Origin of the sequence: Tidjanibacter massiliensis (assembly GCF_900104605.1) — a bacterium.
Classification (GTDB): domain Bacteria; phylum Bacteroidota; class Bacteroidia; order Bacteroidales; family Rikenellaceae; genus Tidjanibacter; species Tidjanibacter inops.
Genome location: NZ_LT629960.1, coordinates 1,898,628 through 1,917,336, shown reverse-complemented (window position 1 = coordinate 1,917,336; position 18,709 = coordinate 1,898,628). Strand labels below are relative to the sequence as shown.

The window sequence follows — 18,709 nt, the reverse complement described above, 5'->3', positions numbered from 1 at the left end:
CATAAAGTGCCTTTTCAGACGTTTATAAACGGATTTGCGTCGCAGAAACGGCAGGCCGCCGAACCGGTCGGAGGAGCGTTTGCGGCCGAAGCGAAACGGGGAAGAGAAAACAATCAAAATCAAACGCACAGATAATGAACATCACAAGAGAGAACCGCGAAGGCCAGGTCTCGGTCATCAAAGTTACCGTCGGCGAGTCCGACTACAACGAAGCAGTGGAGAAGAAGCTGCGCGAATACCGCCGCAAGGCCAACATGCCGGGTTTCCGTCCGGGAATGGTGCCCATGAGCATCATCAACAAGACATACCGCAAGAGCGCGATAGCGGAAACGGCCTACAAGATGGCATCCGACGCGGTTTTCGAATATCTCGACAAGGAGAAGATAGACTACGTGGGTGACGTCCTGCCGAGCGACGAGCAGGGAGCCTTCGACTTCGACAACAATACCGAACACGAATTCGTCTTCGAGGTGGGACTCGCGCCCGAAATCGACATCGAACTCTCCGAAAAGGATAAACTCACGAAGTACAAAATCAAGGTCTCCGACGAAATGCGCGAGGGTTACCGCACCAATTTCCTGCGCCGTTACGGCCGGCTGGTTGATGTGGACGAAGTTGCAGCAGACGAAGCGCTCACAGGTATCCTCGACAACGGCGAAATCAAGGTCGAGGAGGGTTACGTGGGCCTTATCTCCATGAACGACGAACAGCGCAAGCCGTTCATCGGCAAGAAAGTGGGCGACGAGCTGACGGTCAATGTCAATGAGCTCTATCCGAGCGCATCGCAGCGGGCATCGGTGCTGGGCGTCAAGGAGAAGGAGCTGGAAGCGGTCAATCCCGAATTCAAGTTCACCATCAAACAGATACGCAAATTCGCCGAACCGGAACTCAACGAGGAGTTCTTCAAGATGGTTTTCCCGGACGGCTCGGTGAAAGACGAAAAGGGGCTGGAAAAGTACATCGACGAACAGGTGGCCGCCGACCTCGCCCGCGAAACGGATTACGTATTCACCACCGAAGTACGCAACTTCCTCATCGAGAAGGCCAACCCCTCCATGCCGGAAGAGTTCCTCAAGAAGTGGCTCTATACCATCAACGAGGGCAAGTTCTCGATGGAGGATATCGAGAGGGAGTTCCCCGCATTCCTCAGGATGATGAAGTGGAACCTCGTACAGAAGAAACTCGCCGACCGTTTCGGAATCAAAGTGGAACAGGACGAGATGCTGGAAGAGGCCAAAGCCTACGCCGCCGCCCAGTTCGCACAGTACGGCATGGCCAACGTAGGCGACGAAACGCTCACGAAGTATGCCCACTCCATCCTCGGCAACAAGGAGGAGGCCAACAAGATACTCGACAGACTCTATGAAAAGAAGATAGTGGATGCGGTAACGCCCCTCGTAAAGGTCTCCAACAAATCGGTGACACCGGAGGAGCTCGGCAAGATATTCGAGGCCATGACGAAATAGTCTTCAAGGCACGGACATACCATGCGTTTCCCCGTACCGCACTCCGGCACGGGGAAAACTTTCTCAACACAGAACCCCGACGACGCCGAACCGTAAAAACGAGCGGCCCGGAGAAAAGCCGGAGACCGGAAAAGACGACAGACCCCCGGGTATTCTCCACGGAGAGAAAGCCCCGCCGGACGAGTACAAGGAGCCTTCGGGCGGCACAATAATTGCCTCCCGAAGGAGAGCCGGCACCGGCGGCAGACGCAGCAAACGGCAGAGAACGTCGTCCGGTACGGCGCGAAAGAAGCGGTTTCGCCCGCAGCGAAGCCATGCATAATGAACCGCTGCCGCCGCGCGTTATAACGGTATATTCACGCAAGTTTGCGCCAATCTAAAAATTACGCTCATGAAGAAGAACGATTTTGAAAAATACGCGACGGGCCATCTCGGTATCAATTCGCACACGCTGTACGATTACACCTCGTCCGTTACAGACTACGTGTCGCCGACCATCATCGAGGAACGCCAGCTCAACATAGCCACCATGGACGTATTCTCCCGCCTGATGATGGACAGGATAATCTTCCTCGGCGCCCCCATTACCGACGATGTGGCGAACATCATCCAGGCACAGCTGCTCTACCTCGAGGCGGCCGACAGCAGCAAGGATATCCGGATATACATCAACTCCCCCGGCGGTTCGGTCTATGCGGGGCTTGGCATATACGACACCATGCAGCTCATCGCACCGAGCGTATCCACGATATGTACGGGTATGGCGGCGAGCATGGCGGCCGTACTGCTGACCGCGGGCGAAAAGGGCAAGCGCACCGCCCTGCCCCACTCGCGCGTCATGATACACCAACCCATGGGAGGCGCCCAGGGACAGGCATCCGATATCGAGATAACGGCGCGGCAGATAATCCAGCTCAAGAAGGAGCTCTACGAGATTCTCGCACGGCACAGCGGTGCGGACATCAAGACCATCGAAAAAGACGCCGACCGCGACTACTGGCTGACTGCGCAGGAGGCGGTGGAGTACGGCCTCGTCGACAACATAGTTACCAGCAAGAAAAAACGCGACAATGGCAAATAACAAAGGGACATACATCGAAGCGGACAAGTGTTCGTTCTGCGGCCTGCCGATAACGGAGGTAGGGGTGCTGTTCTCCGGTGCAGACGGTGCCGCAATATGCGACCAGTGCATAGAACGGGGATACGAAACCCTGATGGACAGACAGATGGCCGAGGAACAGCTCCTCCGCGAAGAGACCAAACTGCAGCGGGAAGACCTCATGAAGCCTGCCGAGATAAAGGAGTTCCTCGACCAATACGTAATCGGACAGGACGATGCGAAAAAGACGCTCGCAGTAGCGGTTTACAACCATTATAAACGGCTCATGCACGCCGAGGCCGAAACGGGGAAAGAGGATGAGGTGGAGATAGACAAATCCAACATCATCATGGTAGGGGAGACGGGAACGGGCAAGACGCTGCTGGCACGTACCATCGCCCGGATGCTCCACGTTCCCTTCACGATAGTGGACGCCACGGTGCTCACCGAAGCGGGATATGTGGGCGAAGATGTGGAAGGCATCCTTACACGTCTGCTCCAGGCTGCCGACTACAACGTACCGCAGGCCGAACGGGGCATCGTCTTCATCGACGAGATAGACAAGATAGCCCGTAAAAGCGACAACCCATCCATCACGCGCGACGTATCCGGCGAAGGGGTACAGCAGGCACTGCTGAAGATACTCGAAGGCACGGTCGTGAACGTTCCGCCTCAGGGAGGACGCAAACACCCCGACCAAAAATTCATACAGGTCAATACGTCGAACATCCTCTTCATTTGCGGAGGTGCCTTCGACGGTATCGACAAACGCATTTCGCGCAGACTGAACACCCATGCCGTAGGTTACGACACGCCCGATACGGCCGCTTTCGACAACGATCGGCTGCTCCGGTACCTTACACCGCAGGACCTGCGCGCCTACGGGCTCATTCCGGAAATCATCGGCAGGCTCCCGGTGCTCACCCACCTCGACCCGCTCGACCGCAAGGCCTTGCGCATGATACTCACCGAGCCCAAAAATGCGATAATCAAACAGTATGTCAAACTCTTCGAACTCGACGGCGTCAAATTGACCTTCGACGACGATGTACTCGACTACATCGTGGACAAGGCCATCGAGTTCAAACTGGGAGCTCGCGGCCTGCGTTCGATATGCGAGGCCATCATGACCGATGCGATGTTTGAAACCCCTTCCAAGAACAGGAAGAGCCTTCATATCCGCCTGCCCTACGCCAAGGCGAACGTCGAAAAGGCCGAACTCCAGCATATCCGGAAAGCCGGATGACGAAACCGCTCCGACCGGCAGCGGAGAACGGGAAGGCCGACAGCCTTCCCGTTCTCCGTTTTACGGCAAAAGCGGAAACGGTAACCGCAGCCTGTCCGCCTATGCCGGACACTCCGAACGAACCCGGTTCCAATCCGGCCGGACACACGTATTCTCCGGACAGGCTCCGCCGTAAAAGGCCCGACTGCCACACATGACAGAATGACAGCAGCCACGATTGGCAAATTATTTGCTGTAAAAGGAAAACGGAAAAAAGCAATAACAAAAAACGGCATATGAATATAAACACACTGACAATTAAAGCACAGGAGGCTCTGCAATCGGCATTCTCCATCGCTTCGGCAGCCTCCAACCAGGCGGTCGAACCGGTGCACATCCTTGCGGCGCTCATCGCCGAGGACGACGCGCTGGATACCTACCTGCTGTCGCGGATAGGGGTGAACGTACAGCCCCTCCGCAGCGAAGTACAGAACCGGATAAATGCACTTCCGAAAGTATCAGGCAGCGGCGAGAACTACTTTTCGCAGGCCTCTTCACGGGTTATTCAGAAAGCGGTGGACTACACCTCGACCTTCGCGGACAAATTCGCGTCGGTGGAGCACCTGCTTCTCGGCCTGGTGGCCGACGGCGGCGATGTGGCGAAACTGCTCAAGGGGAGCGGTGTGTCGGAAAAAGAGCTCATTGCGGCGATAAAGGAGCTCCGCAAAGGCGGCTCGATAGACAGCCAAACTTCCGAACAGGTATTCGACGCATTGGGCAAATATGCCATCAACCTGAACGAGATGGCACGCACCGGAAAACTCGACCCCGTCATCGGACGCGACGAGGAGATACGGCGCGTACTCCAGATTCTTTCGCGCAGGACGAAAAACAACCCCATCCTCGTCGGCGAGGCGGGCGTGGGCAAGACGGCCATCGCGGAGGGCATCGCCCGCCGTATCGTGGACGGCGACGTACCCGAAAACCTGCGCAGCAAACAGATATTCTCGCTCGACATGGGGGCGCTGGTCGCCGGCGCGAAGTATAAGGGCGAGTTCGAGGAGCGGCTCAAAGCCGTCGTACAGGAGGTGACTGCTTCCGAAGGCGAGATACTCCTCTTCATCGACGAGATACATACCCTTGTAGGTGCCGGTAAGGGTGAGGGTGCCATGGATGCTGCCAACATTCTCAAGCCGGCCCTGGCAAGGGGTGAGCTCCGCACCATCGGCGCGACGACCTTCGACGAATACCAGAAGTATTTCGAACAGGACAAGGCGCTGGAACGGCGTTTCCAGAAGGTGATGATAGACGAGCCCTCGACCACCGACGCGATTTCCATTCTCCGCGGTCTGAAGGAACGTTACGAAAACCACCACAAGGTACGTATCAAAGACGAGGCGATAGTGGCCGCCGTAGAGCTTTCGCACCGCTACATCACTTCGCGTTTCCTGCCCGACAAGGCCATCGACCTCGTGGATGAGGCGGCGGCACGGCTGCGGCTCGAGATGAACTCCGTACCGGAGGAAATCGACTCGCTCGACCGGAAGGTGCGCCAACTGGAAATCGAGCGCGAGGGCATCCGCCGCGAAGGCGACACGAAACGCATCGAAGAGCTCTCGCACGAGATAGACGAACTCAACTCCCAACGGAGCGAGATGCGGGCCAAATGGCAGTCCGAAAAGGGTATGCTCGACAAGATACAGAAGAATAAGGAGCTTATCGAAGAGTACAAACAACAGGCCGTGGAGGCCGAGCGCAATGGCGACTACGGTTTGGTTGCCGAGATACGTTACGGCAAGATACGCGAGGCGGAAGAGCAGATAGCCCTCCTGCAGGAGGAGCTGAACAAAGCCAGCTCTTCGCACGGCTCCATGATAAAGGAGGAGGTCGATGCGGAGGACATTGCGGAAGTGGTGGCCAAATGGACGGGCATCCCCGTCAGCCGGATGCTCGAAAGCGAACGCGAAAAGCTGCTCAACCTCGAAAAGGAGCTGCATCGGCGCGTCGTGGGACAAGATGAAGCCATATCGGCCGTAGCCGATGCCGTCCGCCGTTCGAGGGCCGGACTGCAGGATGCACGCCGCCCTATCGGCTCGTTCATCTTCCTCGGCACCACGGGCGTCGGCAAGACCGAACTTGCGAAAGCGCTGGCGGAGTTCCTCTTCGACGACGAGAACATGATGACGCGTATCGACATGAGCGAATACCAGGAACGGCACGCCGTATCACGGCTCATCGGAGCGCCTCCCGGATACGTCGGTTACGACGAAGGGGGCCAGCTGACCGAAGCGGTGAGGCGCAAACCCTACTCCGTCGTACTGCTCGACGAAATCGAAAAGGCGCACCCCGACGTCTTCAACATCCTGCTGCAGGTACTGGACGACGGCCGTCTGACCGACAACAAGGGACGGACAGTGGATTTCCGCAACACCATCATCATCATGACCTCGAACATGGGCTCGCACCTCATCATGGACAACTTCTCGAGGGGATACGACGGCGAGAAAATTCCGCAGGAGGTGATAGACCGCACGCGGGGCGACGTCATCGACATGCTCAAGCAGACGCTCAAGCCGGAGTTCCTGAACCGTATCGACGAAATCGTGATGTTCACGCCGCTCACGAAAGAGAACGTCTACGAAATCGTGGGGATACAGATACGTTCGCTCACGAAGATGCTCGCCGAGAACGGCATCGAACTGCAAGTGACGCCCAAGGCACAGGAGTGGCTGGCCCGTCAGGGCTACGACCCGATGTACGGTGCCCGTCCGGTCAAGCGGACGATACAGCGTTACATCGTGAACGACCTTTCGAAGAAGATTCTGGCAGGCGACGTGGAGAAGGAGCGGCCCATCGTCATAGACGCCGCAAACGATACGCTGACCTACAGAAACTGACAGTAACCACCAGCACGCTCCCTGCGGAGAGCGAAACTACGGAAATCCCCTCCGGACGAATTTTCGTCCGGAGGGGATTTGTTTTGACGGCCGTCTACCGAATAAAAAACTCTATTCGACGAATACCATATCCGGTTATTTTGTATATTTGTTATAGAACCTTGTCATACGACATTGCAAACTAACTAACCAACAACCTACACCATGAAGAACCCACTCTTAACGCTACTGGTGTTGACAGGTCTCTGTACCGCTCCCGCTTCCGGGCAGCACACCGCCCCGTATCCGGTACAACAGAAAGGATTCCAAGCAACCGCCCGGTATCAGGTAAGTACCAATCGGCCCTATTCGGCGCAGTATGATTTCAGTTCGGTAGATTTCATGCTGGCGCCCGGATACGCTTTCAACAACTGGCTCTCGGTCCGGGTTCCTTTCACTGTCGCGTGCGAACTCTACCGAACGCCAACCCAAACGTTCGACAGGCCCCTGCTGATAGGCGGAACGGTCGCCTGCGATTTTTTGTCGAACGGTGTGCTGACACTGGGCATCGAAGGAAGTATCGGGGGAACGGTAACCGCCAGTATCCGTAAATATGTCTACTACGACGGAGGATTCTTCTTCCACCTGGGCCGCCGAACGAAGTTCTCCATCGGGCTCGGTTACAGGTACTATCAATCCAACCGAACTGCCGGGCAAAGTTATCACACCATGTATGCCGGCATCGGCATCCGGTTCAACTGACATACTCCGTACACCGCCGCCCCGCAGGAAGGCCGTCCGATGTACGGCACCCGTCCTATCAGGCAGGCGGCACGGAACCGCAAACGATACTTCCCCCCGAAAGCAATTACGGAAGCCACTCTGCCCCCGTAATTTTCCACATACGGAGAGCAATTGAAAACGGAATATATAAGTCGTGGAACTGACAGGAATAATGCCTGTTTTTGATATCGGGACGAACCTGTAATCATAATCACAACCAAAACCGCAATAGACATGAAAATGAAATGGCTGTCGGTACTGACCGCACTCCTCTGTTTCGCTGCAACGGCGACCGGGCAGGGACGGGGTTTCATGTACTCCGTATCGACGGAGATAGGAAACAATTTCCGAAAGAATACGGGATTCAGCCCCATAGATGTCGCTTTCACGCCGGGCTATGCGTTCGACGGACGGTTCTTCGTCGGAGTCCCCCTCACCCTCTCCAACGAGCTGTTCCGCACAGACGGCGTACAGAACTACGAGAACAACTTCCGGATGGGTATCAGCGCCGGATACAACATCCTGTCAGGTCACGGCACGCTCGTATCCCTCAGCGCCGCTTTCGGAGGAAGCGTCTACACCCAATACCACCGGTCGCTCTACTACGACCTGTGTGCAAAATGGGGCACTTCCGCCTACTTCAAACCGCTCGTAGGACTCGGAGTACGCTACTACCAGTCGCTCGGCAACACCGGCAGGGACCGTCTCTGCCTCTACGTCAGCATCGGGTTCCGCTTCAACTGACCTCTCCGCGAACATTTGCCGCAGGGTGCCGTTTCGTTACGGCACCCTGTTTGCCGTAAGGGTGCGAGAACGGCCCGCAATCCCTGTCGCCCGAAAGCCGCACAAGGAGGGCCGACCTCAGCGATAATACCTATTTTCGACTGCGGTGTCCCGAAAAAACACGTGGTATCCATACGTTTGCGCCGCCAGCAAATATTTTCCGCACCGGGACGGCTATTTCCGACAACGTATTTTTCGTATTTTTGTCGGTCACGGTGTGGGAGCCGTGTGATACACACCGCAGACAGCCGCAATTCCTCCCGGAAACGGCTCACCTCCACAAGAACGAACGGTAGGTATGCACACATGGCCCGGCCCCCGCGGTCCCGGTCATGGTTCTGTTTCGATGAAAGATGAAAGGGGAACTAACGATATGGACAACAACTGCTACAGGCTTGGCCTGGATGTCGGTTCGACCACGGCCAAAATAGTGATACTCGACCCACGGGGCGAAGTGGCATTCTGCGACTACAGGCGCCATCAGGCCGACATCGACGGAGTCGTCTCCGGCCTGCTGCACGATGCCGCCGCCCGTCTGGGCGACCCGGAGGTGGCGGTAACGGTGACGGGGTCGGTCGGAATGGGTATTGCGGAACGTTTCGCGGTACCGTTCGTACAGGAGGTAATCGCCGCCGTCCAATACGTAAGGCAGCGGGAACACGGCATAGCGACCATCATAGACATAGGCGGCGAAGATGCGAAAATCGTCTATCTGCGCGACGACGGACAGGCCGACCTGCGCATGAACGGCAACTGTGCAGGCGGAACGGGCGCATTCATCGACCAGATGGCCCTGCTGCTCGGCACGGAGATAGACGAGCTCGATACGCTGGCCGGACAGGCGACCCATATACACCCCATCGCTTCGCGGTGCGGCGTCTTCTCCAAAACCGACGTACAGAACCTTATCAGCAAGAACGTCCCGAAAACCGACATCGCCGCATCCATCTTCCACGCCGTAGCGGTACAGACCGTCACGACCCTCTCCCACGGCTGCGAACTGAAACCGGGCATCCTCTTTTGCGGAGGCCCGCTGACCTTCATCCCCGCCCTGAGGCAGGCCTTCATCAACCACCTCGGACTTCCGGAAGAGGATTTCCGCGTACCCGACCGGGCCAATCTCATCCCCGCATGGGGCGCCGCACTGCACTGCGACGGAAGCGGCCGGATGAAACTCTCGGAATTCATATCGCGGCCGCCGGCCGGAACGGCCCCGCTCTCCGCAACGCCGCGTCTGCCGCGCATCTTCCCCTCCGCAGAGGCATACGGTACATGGATAGCTTCGAAGGCCGGAAACCGCATGAGAAAACGGGAAATGAAGGGATATTCCGGGGATGCGTACCTCGGCATCGACTCCGGTTCGACGACCACCAAGATAGCAGTCACGGACGGCGAAGGGAATCTGCTCTACCACTACTACGCCCCGAACGGCGGCGACCCCATCGGCACGGTCGGCAAGGGACTCGAACGACTCGCCGCCGCATGTGCCGAACAAGGCGCATCGCTCGGCATCCGGGGAAGCTGTTCGACCGGATACGGCGAAGACCTGATAAGGGCGGCCTACTCCCTCGACGAGGGCATCATAGAGACCATCGCCCACTATCTCGCCGCCCGTGACATCGACCCGCAGGTATCGTTCATACTCGACATCGGCGGACAGGACATGAAGGCCATCTTCGTGGACCACGGCGTACTCAGCCGCATGGAAATCAACGAGGCCTGTTCATCGGGCTGCGGCTCCTTCATCGAGACATTCGCCAACTCGCTGGGGTATGCGGTCGCCGATTTCGCGGCGCAGGCATGCCTTGCCGAGAGGCCGTGCGACCTGGGCACGCGCTGTACGGTCTTCATGAACTCCAAAGTGAAACAGGTACTCCGCGAAGGGGCTACGGTGGCCGATATCGCAGCCGGGCTCTCCTATTCGGTGGTCAAGAACTGCCTCTACAAGGTTCTGAAACTGAAGAAACGCGAAGAACTGGGCGACCGGATAGTGGTGCAGGGAGGTACCATGCGCAACGATTCGGTCGTACGGGCGCTGGAACTGCTCACCGGTGCGGAAGTATCGCGCAGCGACATGCCGGAACTGATGGGGGCCTACGGATGCGCACTGTACGCCCGTACCGCCGCGAAGAAGAAGCCGGCCGCAAGCCTCGACAGCCTGCTGGCCTCGGCCTCCCACACCTCGCGCAGGCTGACGTGCGGCGGCTGCGAGAACCACTGTTTCATCACGAAATACACCTTCGCCGGGAACCACACCTACTACTCCGGCAACAAATGCGAGAAGGTCTTCTCCAACCGCGGCACAGGAGCGGCGAAAGGGCGCAACGTATCGGCGGAGAAGAACGCGCTCCTTTTCGACAGGCCCTGTCCCGCCGGGCCCCGCGGACGCATCGGCATACCCCGTGTCCTCAACATGTACGAGGACTACCCCTTCTGGCACGCCCTCCTGTCGGAGGCTGGTTTCGAGGTCGTTCTCTCCTCCCCCTCCACCTACCGCTCCTACGAGGCAGGCGTCCACTCGGTCATGTCGGACAACATCTGTTTCCCGGCCAAACTCGCCCACAGCCACATCTACGAACTCGCCGCCAAGGGGGTAGACCGGATATTCTATCCATGGGCGGTGTATGAAAAACCGGAAGGACCCGACACCCGCAACAGTTACAACTGCCCGGTGGTGGCCGGCTATCCGGAGGTGGTGCGCAACGCCATCATGCCGGAGGTACCGGTAGACTCGCCCGTGGTGACGTTCCGCGACGCAAAGAAACTGCGGGCCGCCTGCCGCAAATACCTCACGGGACTGGGCGTGGAGAGCACGACGGTACGGCGGGCGATACGGGCCGCCTTCGCTGCACAGGAGGAGTACGAACAGCGTATCGCGACCCTCAACCGCGATGCGCTGGCCGAAAGCCGTGCCGCCGGCGGCGTCACCATTCTGCTCGCCGGACGCCCCTACCACACCGACCCGCTCGTCCAGCACAAGATTTCGGACATGATAACCGACATGGGGGCTACGGTGATAACCGAAGACATCGTCCGCGGCGACAGTACGACGGGCATCGCCGATTCGCACCTGGTCACGCAGTGGAGCTATATCAACCGCATCCTGCGGGCGGCACACTGGGCGGCGGCGCAGCAGGATGTACATTTCGTACAGACCACGTCGTTCGGCTGCGGGCCCGACGCCTTCCTGCTCGACGAAACGCGCAATGTCCTGCAAAGGCACGGCAAAAGCTTCACACTCCTCAAGATAGACGACGTGAACAACATCGGCTCCCTGAAACTCCGGGTACGCTCCGTCATCGAAAGCATCCGCTTCGGCAATACCGCCAGGGAACGACCCGAACCGTTCGTCACGACAAAGACCTTCACCAAATCCGAACGGCGACGCACGCTGTTGGCGCCTTTCTTCACCGACTACGTCTCACCGCTCGTACCGGCCGCTTTCCGACAGGCGGGTTATGAAATCGTACAGCTTCCCGAAAGCGACAACGAATCGGCGGAGTATGGCCTGCGCTACGCCAACAACGAAGTGTGCTATCCGGCCACCCTCGTGGTGGGAGACCTGATTAAGGCGCTCGATTCGGGACGCTACGACCTCGACGAAACCGCCGTCATCATCACGCAGACCGGCGGTCAGTGCCGTGCGACAAACTACGTGGCGCTGCTCAAGCGGGCCATGGTGGAGGCGGGCTATGCACAGGTACCGGTCATCTCGCTCGGCATGGGCTCGTCGGTAAACCCCCAGCCGGGCTTCGGCCTGAACTGGGCGAAATTCCTTCCGCTCGCGCTGGCGGCCGTCCTGCTGGGCGACTGCATCTCGAAATTCTACCACTCGGCCGCCGTCCGGGAGATACGCCCCGGAGAGGCGATGCGTCTGCGCGAAGCATATCTCGAAAAGGCGAAAGAGGCCATATCCCGCAATGCGGTGGGCGAGCTCTACGGCCTCGTCGGAGAGGCCGCCCGCAGTTTCGACGCCATCATCGAGGAGAAAACGCTCCCGAAGGTGGGCATCGTCGGGGAGATATATCTGAAATTCAACTCATTCGCCCACAAACGGGTAGTCCGTTGGCTCGTAGAACACGGCGTGGAGGTCGTTCCGCCCGTCCTGACGGATTTCTTCATGGAGGCATTTGTAAACCGTAGCGTGAAGCACCGTACCGGCGTCCAACGTTCTCCCGTACCGCTCGCCATGCTGCGGCAAATCTACGGCCTGCTGTGGCGGAAAATGGAGCAGGTGAACCGCGACGCTTCGGCGTTCCGGTACTTCACCCCGTTCCACAACATCTACGAACAGGCCGAACGCGGACGGGAAGTCATCTCCCTTTCAGCGCAGTTCGGCGAGGGATGGCTCCTGCCGGCCGAAATCGTCACTTTCGCCCGCACGGGAGTGAACAACGTCGTCAGCTTGCAGCCTTTCGGCTGCATCGCCAACCACATCGTATCCAAAGGGGTCGAGAAACGGATAAAAACCCTCTACCCGCAGATGCACCTGCTTTCGCTCGACTTCGACAGCGGTGTGAGCGACGTGAACGTCACCAACCGCCTGATGCTCCTCACCGACAACATCCGGTAAACTGCAGCCCATTCCCCCGCCCGCCCCGCCGTACCCGTTGCCGACAGGTACGGCGGGGCTGTCCCTTTTACTGATATCGCTCTCTTCCATTCACCGGACGGCAGAAAGAGGAAACAACGGGAAAACAGGGCATTCCTGCCGCCTCAGCCGGCTGCCCCGACCGGAGGGCGACTCCCCCCTACCCCATTTCTTCCATCCGCGACACCCTCTCCGAGCATCTGTATCTTCCACCCTTTCTGTGATATTTTTATCATCAAACAAATTTATAATATATCATTTGAAATGAAATATGACATTCGTAACTTGCAAACCGTATCGATACAAAGACAACCTAAATTCCACTTAGCAAACCTTATTCGGTCATGAAACACATCATCCGCCGTATCATTCCCATAGTGCTCCTCCTTGCAGGAACGCTGACGGGATGCAGCAATCCGGCAAATAACGAAACGCATTACGTCCGGCTCAGCGATGCCGCCTGTACCTTCCGCCATACGGACAACATGCCTTTTACGATAGAGGTAATCACTTCACCCGACAATTGGGAAGCACGCTCGTCGGGCAGTTGGCTACAAGCAGAACGACAGGGAACGGCACTCGTTCTCACCCCCGAAGAGAACCTGACCGGAGCGGAAAGGAGTACGGAAGTGACCGTCACGGCAGGCCAGGCCACGGCACGCATCCAGGTCACACAGTTGGGCGACACTACCCTGCCGATAATATACCGTAAGCTCGACGACCTCCATTCGTCGGCCATCTCGCCCGACGGCAACATCGTGGGCGGATACTACTCCACGGCCGACGACGAAAGCTACTCGAAAATGACGGTGGTCTTCATCGACCTGCGCACGGGCGAACGGACCGAATTCGGCCCCTATCCGGAGAGCCTGATACTGCCTACCTCCGTAAGCTGCGTAACGAGCCAGGGCCTGATGTATGTCGTAAACGGGCAGGGAGACATGTTCGCATTCGATATGCACGAACGCAACTATTTCATTCCCGAAGTCGCCGGATACGCCACCATACAGGTCAACAGTTCCAGTGCCGACGGCACCAAATGGGTAGGCAGAGCAACCGGCAAGGGCGAAACGATGTATGTGCCGCTCATATCCGAAAACGGCACCGTGCGCGAACTGCCCATGACGGAGCTCAACTACCGCAACGAACCGCACAGCATGGGCATTATCGCCCGCGGCATCTCCGCCGACGGCTCGATTGCCTACGGGACGATTTGGGACAACCTCGACTTCGGCATGGTCTATTGGGACAAGGAGGGCAATGTCCATTACGTAGGCGAAGACGTGCGGACAGTCACCACTGTCCAGCGGTCCGACGGTTACGGCGGCACATACGACTACAATATAGTGAACGGTATGATAAGCTGGGCGGGAACCTATCAGGCCAGTCCGAGCGGCAAATACATCGCAGGCACGTACCGCGAAGAATCAATCTCAGAGAACGGGGAAACAATCAACGAGAGCTATTGGCCGGCGTTCTTCAATACCGAAACTAAGAAAACACACGTTTTCAGCGAGTTCGGAGACGGATGCGGCATGACGGCTACCGACGACGGCATCGGTTTCATCGGCACACCGAGCGTCTTCACCACCGCCGGAGCGGTAGTCAATATCGAAACGGGCGAACATCTGGGCAGTATCCAGGAATGGGTAATGGAGCGATACGGCCTTTATCTGCCGGCAGCCGGATTCGTACAATATGTCATTCCTACCGGCGAACCGGGCAGCGAATTCATTCTTTGGGGAATCTCACCCGACTCGACCGTAAGCGAACCCAACTGGTACGTGGCACCCAACCCGGCGAAGTGACGGCACCACTCTGCAACGAATCCGAGGGCAGGCCATGGACGGGTCTGCCCTTGCCGTACAATTTCCCGCCGGACGAAAAACGCTTCCTACGGAACAACCCAACGCTGACCGCCCCTATTTCCGACAGGACCCAACCGCTCCACACGACGGCCCCGGCCGGGAAAAGGCTAACGGTTCACCTCGATATCGGCCAGCAGAGCAGCCTCGCGGCCGCCCCATTTGTCGCGGAATTCGACCATGCCCGCCGAATCGAGATAAGAGGGATGCTTCACCTTGAAGGTGAGGCGCTGGTAATGATGGACATAGACGCCCAATGCCACGCACATGGGACGCAAGCCCTCCTTCCCATGCCCTATGCAATATTGTTTGAGGGTACAGAAATAATCGAAATCGGCCGCCTGTACACGTTCGTCCCACGGGCCTACCCGTTCGATTACCCGGCGCGTAAGCAGGATGCAGGAGCCGGTAAACCCCTCGGCCGTCCGTTCGCCGAACCGCTCCCAGCGACGGCAGCGAACCGTTCGAAATCGGGATACATCAGCCTTTTCATCAACCGCAGCACAGCATACCGTGTCCCGAACAACTTAAGCAGCGGATACTTTACATATTTCCACCGGGTATTGATACGGCGCTGGACAGCCCGCGACTCCATATCGTCGTTCGAACAGGGAGAGATGGCATCGGCTCCGCTGACGTGCATCGTCCGAAGCAGATGTTCATCCCATCCTGCCGGCACCAGCACGTCGTTGTTCAGAAAAACGAGATAGTCGTAACGGGCGGCGGCAATGCCTTGATTCTGACAATAAGGGTAGGAGTAGTTGCCGGGGTTTTCAATCACCGTATCGGCATGCTCCCGGAAAAATTCGCGCGACCCGTCGGTCGAATTGTTGTCGATAATAATCAGCTCGTAAACATTGCGGGTATTTCGTTTCAGCGTTTCATAAAAAAGCCGATTCATGCCGATTTAATTGTGAATGGCCGTAACAATGCTAATCATTCACGGTGAATCTGAAAATTCGATGCTGCAAAGAAACAAAGAATTTTCCTAATATATATTATACGCATAAATTAATGCTCCGAAAAAGCAAAGACACCGTATGAACACGGGATAGATACAAAAGACAACGGCCCGCCTTCAACCACGACAGCCCGGCAATTCGTGCCGGGCTGTCGCCTTACGGGGGCTGAAAAGGGCGCAGGTCACCCGGCCTGCACGCAGATTATCCTGATACTCCGGACGACGGCGGCAGCGGTACCGGTATTCTCGATACTGACGTACCGGTAATCGCTTCCGTCCGGTGCCTCGAAACTGTTGAACTCGGACGTAGTACCCATCCGGGTATATTCGTACGTCCCGGAAGAGGTTCCCATACCGACTTCGATAAAGCGGGAGTTATATGCCTCCGTACAATCCACCTCCACGCTCACCACCCGGCCGGGCAGCGCAGCGGTATTCCACAGCATTCCGCCCCGTTTGCCGAACTCCATGTACTTGTCGCTCCCGGACACGGTATATTTCAGTTTCAGAAAGCCGAACTCCACTCCATTCTCCGTGCCGGTCAGCGTCTCCCCGTTCACATAATCCCGTATACCGAGGTCGCCGCCGTCCATGGTAAAGGTACGGCTCACGGTATCGCCGCTCCCGAAATGGATATCCTGCACCTTGATGACCCCGGATGCCATTGCGAGTCCGTCCCGCTCCATCCGTACGGCCGCACCCGATTCGGTAGCGACGGTGACCGCCACCCTGCCGTAGTTCCCCGGCAGCAGAGCGAACCAGCAGTCACCGAGTTCCCCCACCGTTACGGTGCTGCCCGAACAGTCAAGGGTTACGGTACTTTCCGTATCCGCACCGGGAACCAGCGTCCAGCCGCCGCCCGCATCGTCTATCGACACCGTAAAACCGCCGGCCATGGGAACCCCCTCCAGGCTCTCCAGCACGATACGGCTGACGCGTTCATCCGACAGGGCCGCCGGCATATCCTTCGGCGACAGCCGCAGGTAACCCGTATAGTGAGCGAATCGGAACGGAGCCGTATGCACCGTACCCTCCTGCGGTATCTCCGCCTCCACCGGAGCGGCCACCATCAGCACGGCTTCGGTATCGAAAGCATCCGGGGAGTACGCCTGTACGGCGGGAAAGAGCAGCGAATCGTCCGCATCCCCGACGAGCATACCGGCCGGATACAGGGCATAGAGCCGTTGCTGTGAAAACGGCCCGGCATCCGGCGGAACGAGGGCATCCCCCGCAAACAACATATACGAGGCATCGAAACCGCCATCGGCCACCATGTCGAAACGGCTCCACAGCCTGCCGCCGTCGGCCACACGTGCCCCCTCCGCAAAAGCCGCCACCCGGAGCGCATCGCCCTCCGACCACACCACGCGATGGGCTTCCCCGTCGTATTCGTACGCCACCCGCGTACCTTCCCCGTCCGGATAGGCACCCGATACGATGCGTACGCCGTTCCGACCGTCATTTCCTTCCCCGGTTCCGGCACATGCCGCCAGAGCCGCAATACCGGCCAGCACACCCACTCGGCATGCCGCCGTCACATAACCATGTTTCATACGCCTTACCATTCCAAATCCGTATCATCCACCCGGAGGTCACCGCCGGCGGCCCCCTCCGCACCATAGGAGAGCGCGATGCCCCCCTCGCACGCCACTCCCACCATCTCCGCGACGGGAGCGGCGTAAATCTCTTTTTCCATCATGCGCAACTTTTCAATTTCCGGCGGTTACATTGCACACCGCCTGACAGTTATACGAATACAAATTTATTAAAATAATATAAAAGGACGCAATAATATCACAATTATATTCCCCCGGTCCTGCCAAAGAGATGCGAAAGACCGCAAATAACATGGAGAGGCCGCACCGCTGCAAATGAAATAAAAGGGCAGCAGGGACCGTTACTCGTGTATTTTATGGTAATTTTGCACCGTGGTCTGCATCCCGTACGAACGGCAAAAAGGGAAACGGACCTTCATTTGCACGATTATTGAATCCCGGAGAGAACGATATTCGATTAAAAAACAAACGATATGCTCGGTATTAACTGCATAGGCATACTGACATCCGGCGGCGATGCCCCCGGCATGAATGCCGCCATCCGTGCGGTGACCCGTACCGCCCTGTACAACGGCTTCGAGGTCAAGGGCATCTACCACGGATACAGGGGACTCCTGAACGGAGAGATTGAAACGTTCCGCACGGAAAACGTAAGCAACATCATCCAGCTCGGCGGAACCATCCTGAAAACGGCCCGGAGCAAGGAGTTCCAGACCCCCGAAGGACGCCGGCAGGCGTTCGAGAACATGCAGCGCGAACACATCGACGCGCTCGTGGTGATAGGCGGCGACGGTTCGCTGGCCGGAGCGAGGGAGTTCGCGGCCGAATTCAACTTCCCGATTGTGGGCCTTCCCGGAACGATAGACAACGACCTCTCCGGCACGGATACGACGATAGGTTATGACACGGCCCTGAACACCATCATGGAGGCGGTGGACAAGATACGCGACACGGCCATGTCGCACGAACGGCTCTTCTTCATCGAAGTGATGGGACGCAATGCCGGGTTCCTTGCCCTCAACGGCGCGATAGCCACCGGTGCGGAGGCGGCCATCATACCGGAAATCGCCACCGAGGTAGACCAGTTGGCCGAACTCATTCAGAACGGTTTCCGCAAGAGCAAAAGCAGCAGCATCGTACTCGTGGCCGAAAGCGAAGTGACGGGGGGAGCCATGGGGCTCGCCGAACGGGTGAAGCAGGAGTATCCGGAGTACGAGGTGCGCGTCACCATCCTCGGTCACATCCAGCGCGGAGGTTCGCCCACGGCGGCCGACCGGATTCTGGCTACCCGGATGGGCGAAGCGGCGGTGGACGCCATCATCGAGGGACAGCGGAACGTCATGGTAGGCATACAGGACGACAAACTCATCTATGTCCCCTTCTCGAAGGCGATACGCGACGACAAGCCGATAAACCGCGACCTGATACAGACCATCAAAATGCTCTCCATATAAAAGCTGCGGACATGCCCGCAGAAACGAACGCCCCGTACCCGAAAGGTACG

Annotated in this window: 13 protein-coding genes; 9 read left to right on the top strand and 4 right to left on the bottom strand. The window is 57.8% G+C overall.

Annotated elements, in window-relative coordinates; genetic code table 11:
* Window positions 1-134: 134 nt before the first annotated feature.
* The 8 genes from BQ5361_RS09110 (at window position 135) to BQ5361_RS09070 (ending at window position 14,631) form a co-directional block, all read left to right on the top strand.
* Window positions 135-1,466: a trigger factor gene (locus BQ5361_RS09110; protein WP_035471276.1), complete on the top strand. Its 1,332-nt coding sequence runs from the start codon at window positions 135-137 to the stop codon at window positions 1,464-1,466.
* A gap of 391 nt (window positions 1,467-1,857) precedes the next feature.
* A complete protein-coding gene (clpP, locus tag BQ5361_RS09105) occupies window positions 1,858-2,547 on the top strand; it encodes an ATP-dependent Clp endopeptidase proteolytic subunit ClpP (RefSeq protein ID WP_022062879.1) in 690 nt (229 codons plus the stop codon).
* Entirely contained in the window at window positions 2,537-3,811 is a 1,275-nt protein-coding gene (gene clpX, locus BQ5361_RS09100) for an ATP-dependent Clp protease ATP-binding subunit ClpX (protein WP_022062880.1), read from the top strand. Before clpP ends, clpX begins: the two co-directional genes overlap by 11 nt.
* A 275-nt stretch (window positions 3,812-4,086) precedes the next feature.
* Window positions 4,087-6,687 (top strand): ATP-dependent chaperone ClpB, encoded by a 2,601-nt coding sequence (clpB, locus tag BQ5361_RS09090; protein ID WP_035471282.1) that lies wholly within the window; start codon window positions 4,087-4,089, stop codon window positions 6,685-6,687.
* A gap of 204 nt (window positions 6,688-6,891) precedes the next feature.
* Window positions 6,892-7,428 carry a hypothetical protein gene (locus BQ5361_RS09085; protein WP_143047550.1) on the top strand — a complete coding sequence of 179 codons (537 nt, stop codon included), beginning with the start codon at window positions 6,892-6,894 and terminating at the stop codon, window positions 7,426-7,428.
* A gap of 255 nt (window positions 7,429-7,683) precedes the next feature.
* On the top strand, window positions 7,684-8,193 hold the full coding sequence (locus BQ5361_RS09080) for a hypothetical protein (protein WP_035471287.1): 510 nt from the start codon (window positions 7,684-7,686) through the stop codon (window positions 8,191-8,193).
* A 412-nt stretch (window positions 8,194-8,605) separates the two neighbouring features.
* A complete protein-coding gene (locus BQ5361_RS09075) occupies window positions 8,606-12,805 on the top strand; it encodes an acyl-CoA dehydratase activase-related protein (protein WP_035471290.1) in 4,200 nt (1,399 codons plus the stop codon).
* Between the two features lie 362 nt (window positions 12,806-13,167).
* Window positions 13,168-14,631 (top strand): BACON domain-containing protein, encoded by a 1,464-nt coding sequence (locus tag BQ5361_RS09070; RefSeq protein WP_035471292.1) that lies wholly within the window; start codon window positions 13,168-13,170, stop codon window positions 14,629-14,631.
* Window positions 14,632-14,798: 167 nt separating this feature from the next.
* Here BQ5361_RS09070 and BQ5361_RS10705 read toward each other — a convergent pair whose 3' ends face one another.
* The 4 genes from BQ5361_RS10705 to BQ5361_RS10700 all read right to left on the bottom strand — a co-directional run bounded on the left by BQ5361_RS10705 (window position 14,799) and on the right by BQ5361_RS10700 (window position 17,345).
* Window positions 14,799-14,957 carry a hypothetical protein gene (locus BQ5361_RS10705; RefSeq protein ID WP_154818440.1) on the bottom strand — a complete coding sequence of 53 codons (159 nt, stop codon included), beginning with the start codon at window positions 14,955-14,957 and terminating at the stop codon, window positions 14,799-14,801.
* A 107-nt stretch (window positions 14,958-15,064) separates the two neighbouring features.
* A complete protein-coding gene (locus BQ5361_RS09065; RefSeq protein ID WP_035471294.1) occupies window positions 15,065-15,589 on the bottom strand; it encodes a glycosyltransferase in 525 nt (174 codons plus the stop codon).
* A gap of 242 nt (window positions 15,590-15,831) precedes the next feature.
* Window positions 15,832-17,202 carry a hypothetical protein gene (locus BQ5361_RS09060; protein ID WP_035471296.1) on the bottom strand — a complete coding sequence of 457 codons (1,371 nt, stop codon included), beginning with the start codon at window positions 17,200-17,202 and terminating at the stop codon, window positions 15,832-15,834.
* A gap of 5 nt (window positions 17,203-17,207) precedes the next feature.
* Window positions 17,208-17,345, bottom strand: coding sequence for a hypothetical protein (locus BQ5361_RS10700; protein WP_022062890.1), 138 nt, complete (start codon window positions 17,343-17,345; stop codon window positions 17,208-17,210).
* A gap of 333 nt (window positions 17,346-17,678) precedes the next feature.
* Here BQ5361_RS10700 and pfkA point away from each other — a divergent pair, with 333 nt between their 5' ends.
* Entirely contained in the window at window positions 17,679-18,659 is a 981-nt protein-coding gene (gene pfkA / locus BQ5361_RS09055; RefSeq protein ID WP_022062891.1) for a 6-phosphofructokinase, read from the top strand.
* The last annotated feature ends 50 nt before the right edge of the window (window positions 18,660-18,709 follow it).

Bases quoted from the DNA above. Each gene is read 5' to 3' on its own strand.
- BQ5361_RS09110 (WP_035471276.1), top strand. From the start codon at position 135: ATGAACATCACAAGAGAGAACCGCGAAGGCCAGGTCTCGGTCATCAAA.
- clpP (WP_022062879.1), top strand. From the start codon at position 1,858: ATGAAGAAGAACGATTTTGAAAAATACGCGACGGGCCATCTCGGTATC.
- clpX (WP_022062880.1), top strand. From the start codon at position 2,537: ATGGCAAATAACAAAGGGACATACATCGAAGCGGACAAGTGTTCGTTC.
- clpB (WP_035471282.1), top strand. From the start codon at position 4,087: ATGAATATAAACACACTGACAATTAAAGCACAGGAGGCTCTGCAATCG.
- BQ5361_RS09085 (WP_143047550.1), top strand. From the start codon at position 6,892: ATGAAGAACCCACTCTTAACGCTACTGGTGTTGACAGGTCTCTGTACC.
- BQ5361_RS09080 (WP_035471287.1), top strand. From the start codon at position 7,684: ATGAAAATGAAATGGCTGTCGGTACTGACCGCACTCCTCTGTTTCGCT.
- BQ5361_RS09075 (WP_035471290.1), top strand. From the start codon at position 8,606: ATGGACAACAACTGCTACAGGCTTGGCCTGGATGTCGGTTCGACCACG.
- BQ5361_RS09070 (WP_035471292.1), top strand. From the start codon at position 13,168: ATGAAACACATCATCCGCCGTATCATTCCCATAGTGCTCCTCCTTGCA.
- BQ5361_RS10705 (WP_154818440.1), bottom strand. From the start codon at position 14,957: ATGTGCGTGGCATTGGGCGTCTATGTCCATCATTACCAGCGCCTCACC.
- BQ5361_RS09065 (WP_035471294.1), bottom strand. From the start codon at position 15,589: ATGAATCGGCTTTTTTATGAAACGCTGAAACGAAATACCCGCAATGTT.
- BQ5361_RS09060 (WP_035471296.1), bottom strand. From the start codon at position 17,202: ATGAAACATGGTTATGTGACGGCGGCATGCCGAGTGGGTGTGCTGGCC.
- BQ5361_RS10700 (WP_022062890.1), bottom strand. From the start codon at position 17,345: ATGGAAAAAGAGATTTACGCCGCTCCCGTCGCGGAGATGGTGGGAGTG.
- pfkA (WP_022062891.1), top strand. From the start codon at position 17,679: ATGCTCGGTATTAACTGCATAGGCATACTGACATCCGGCGGCGATGCC.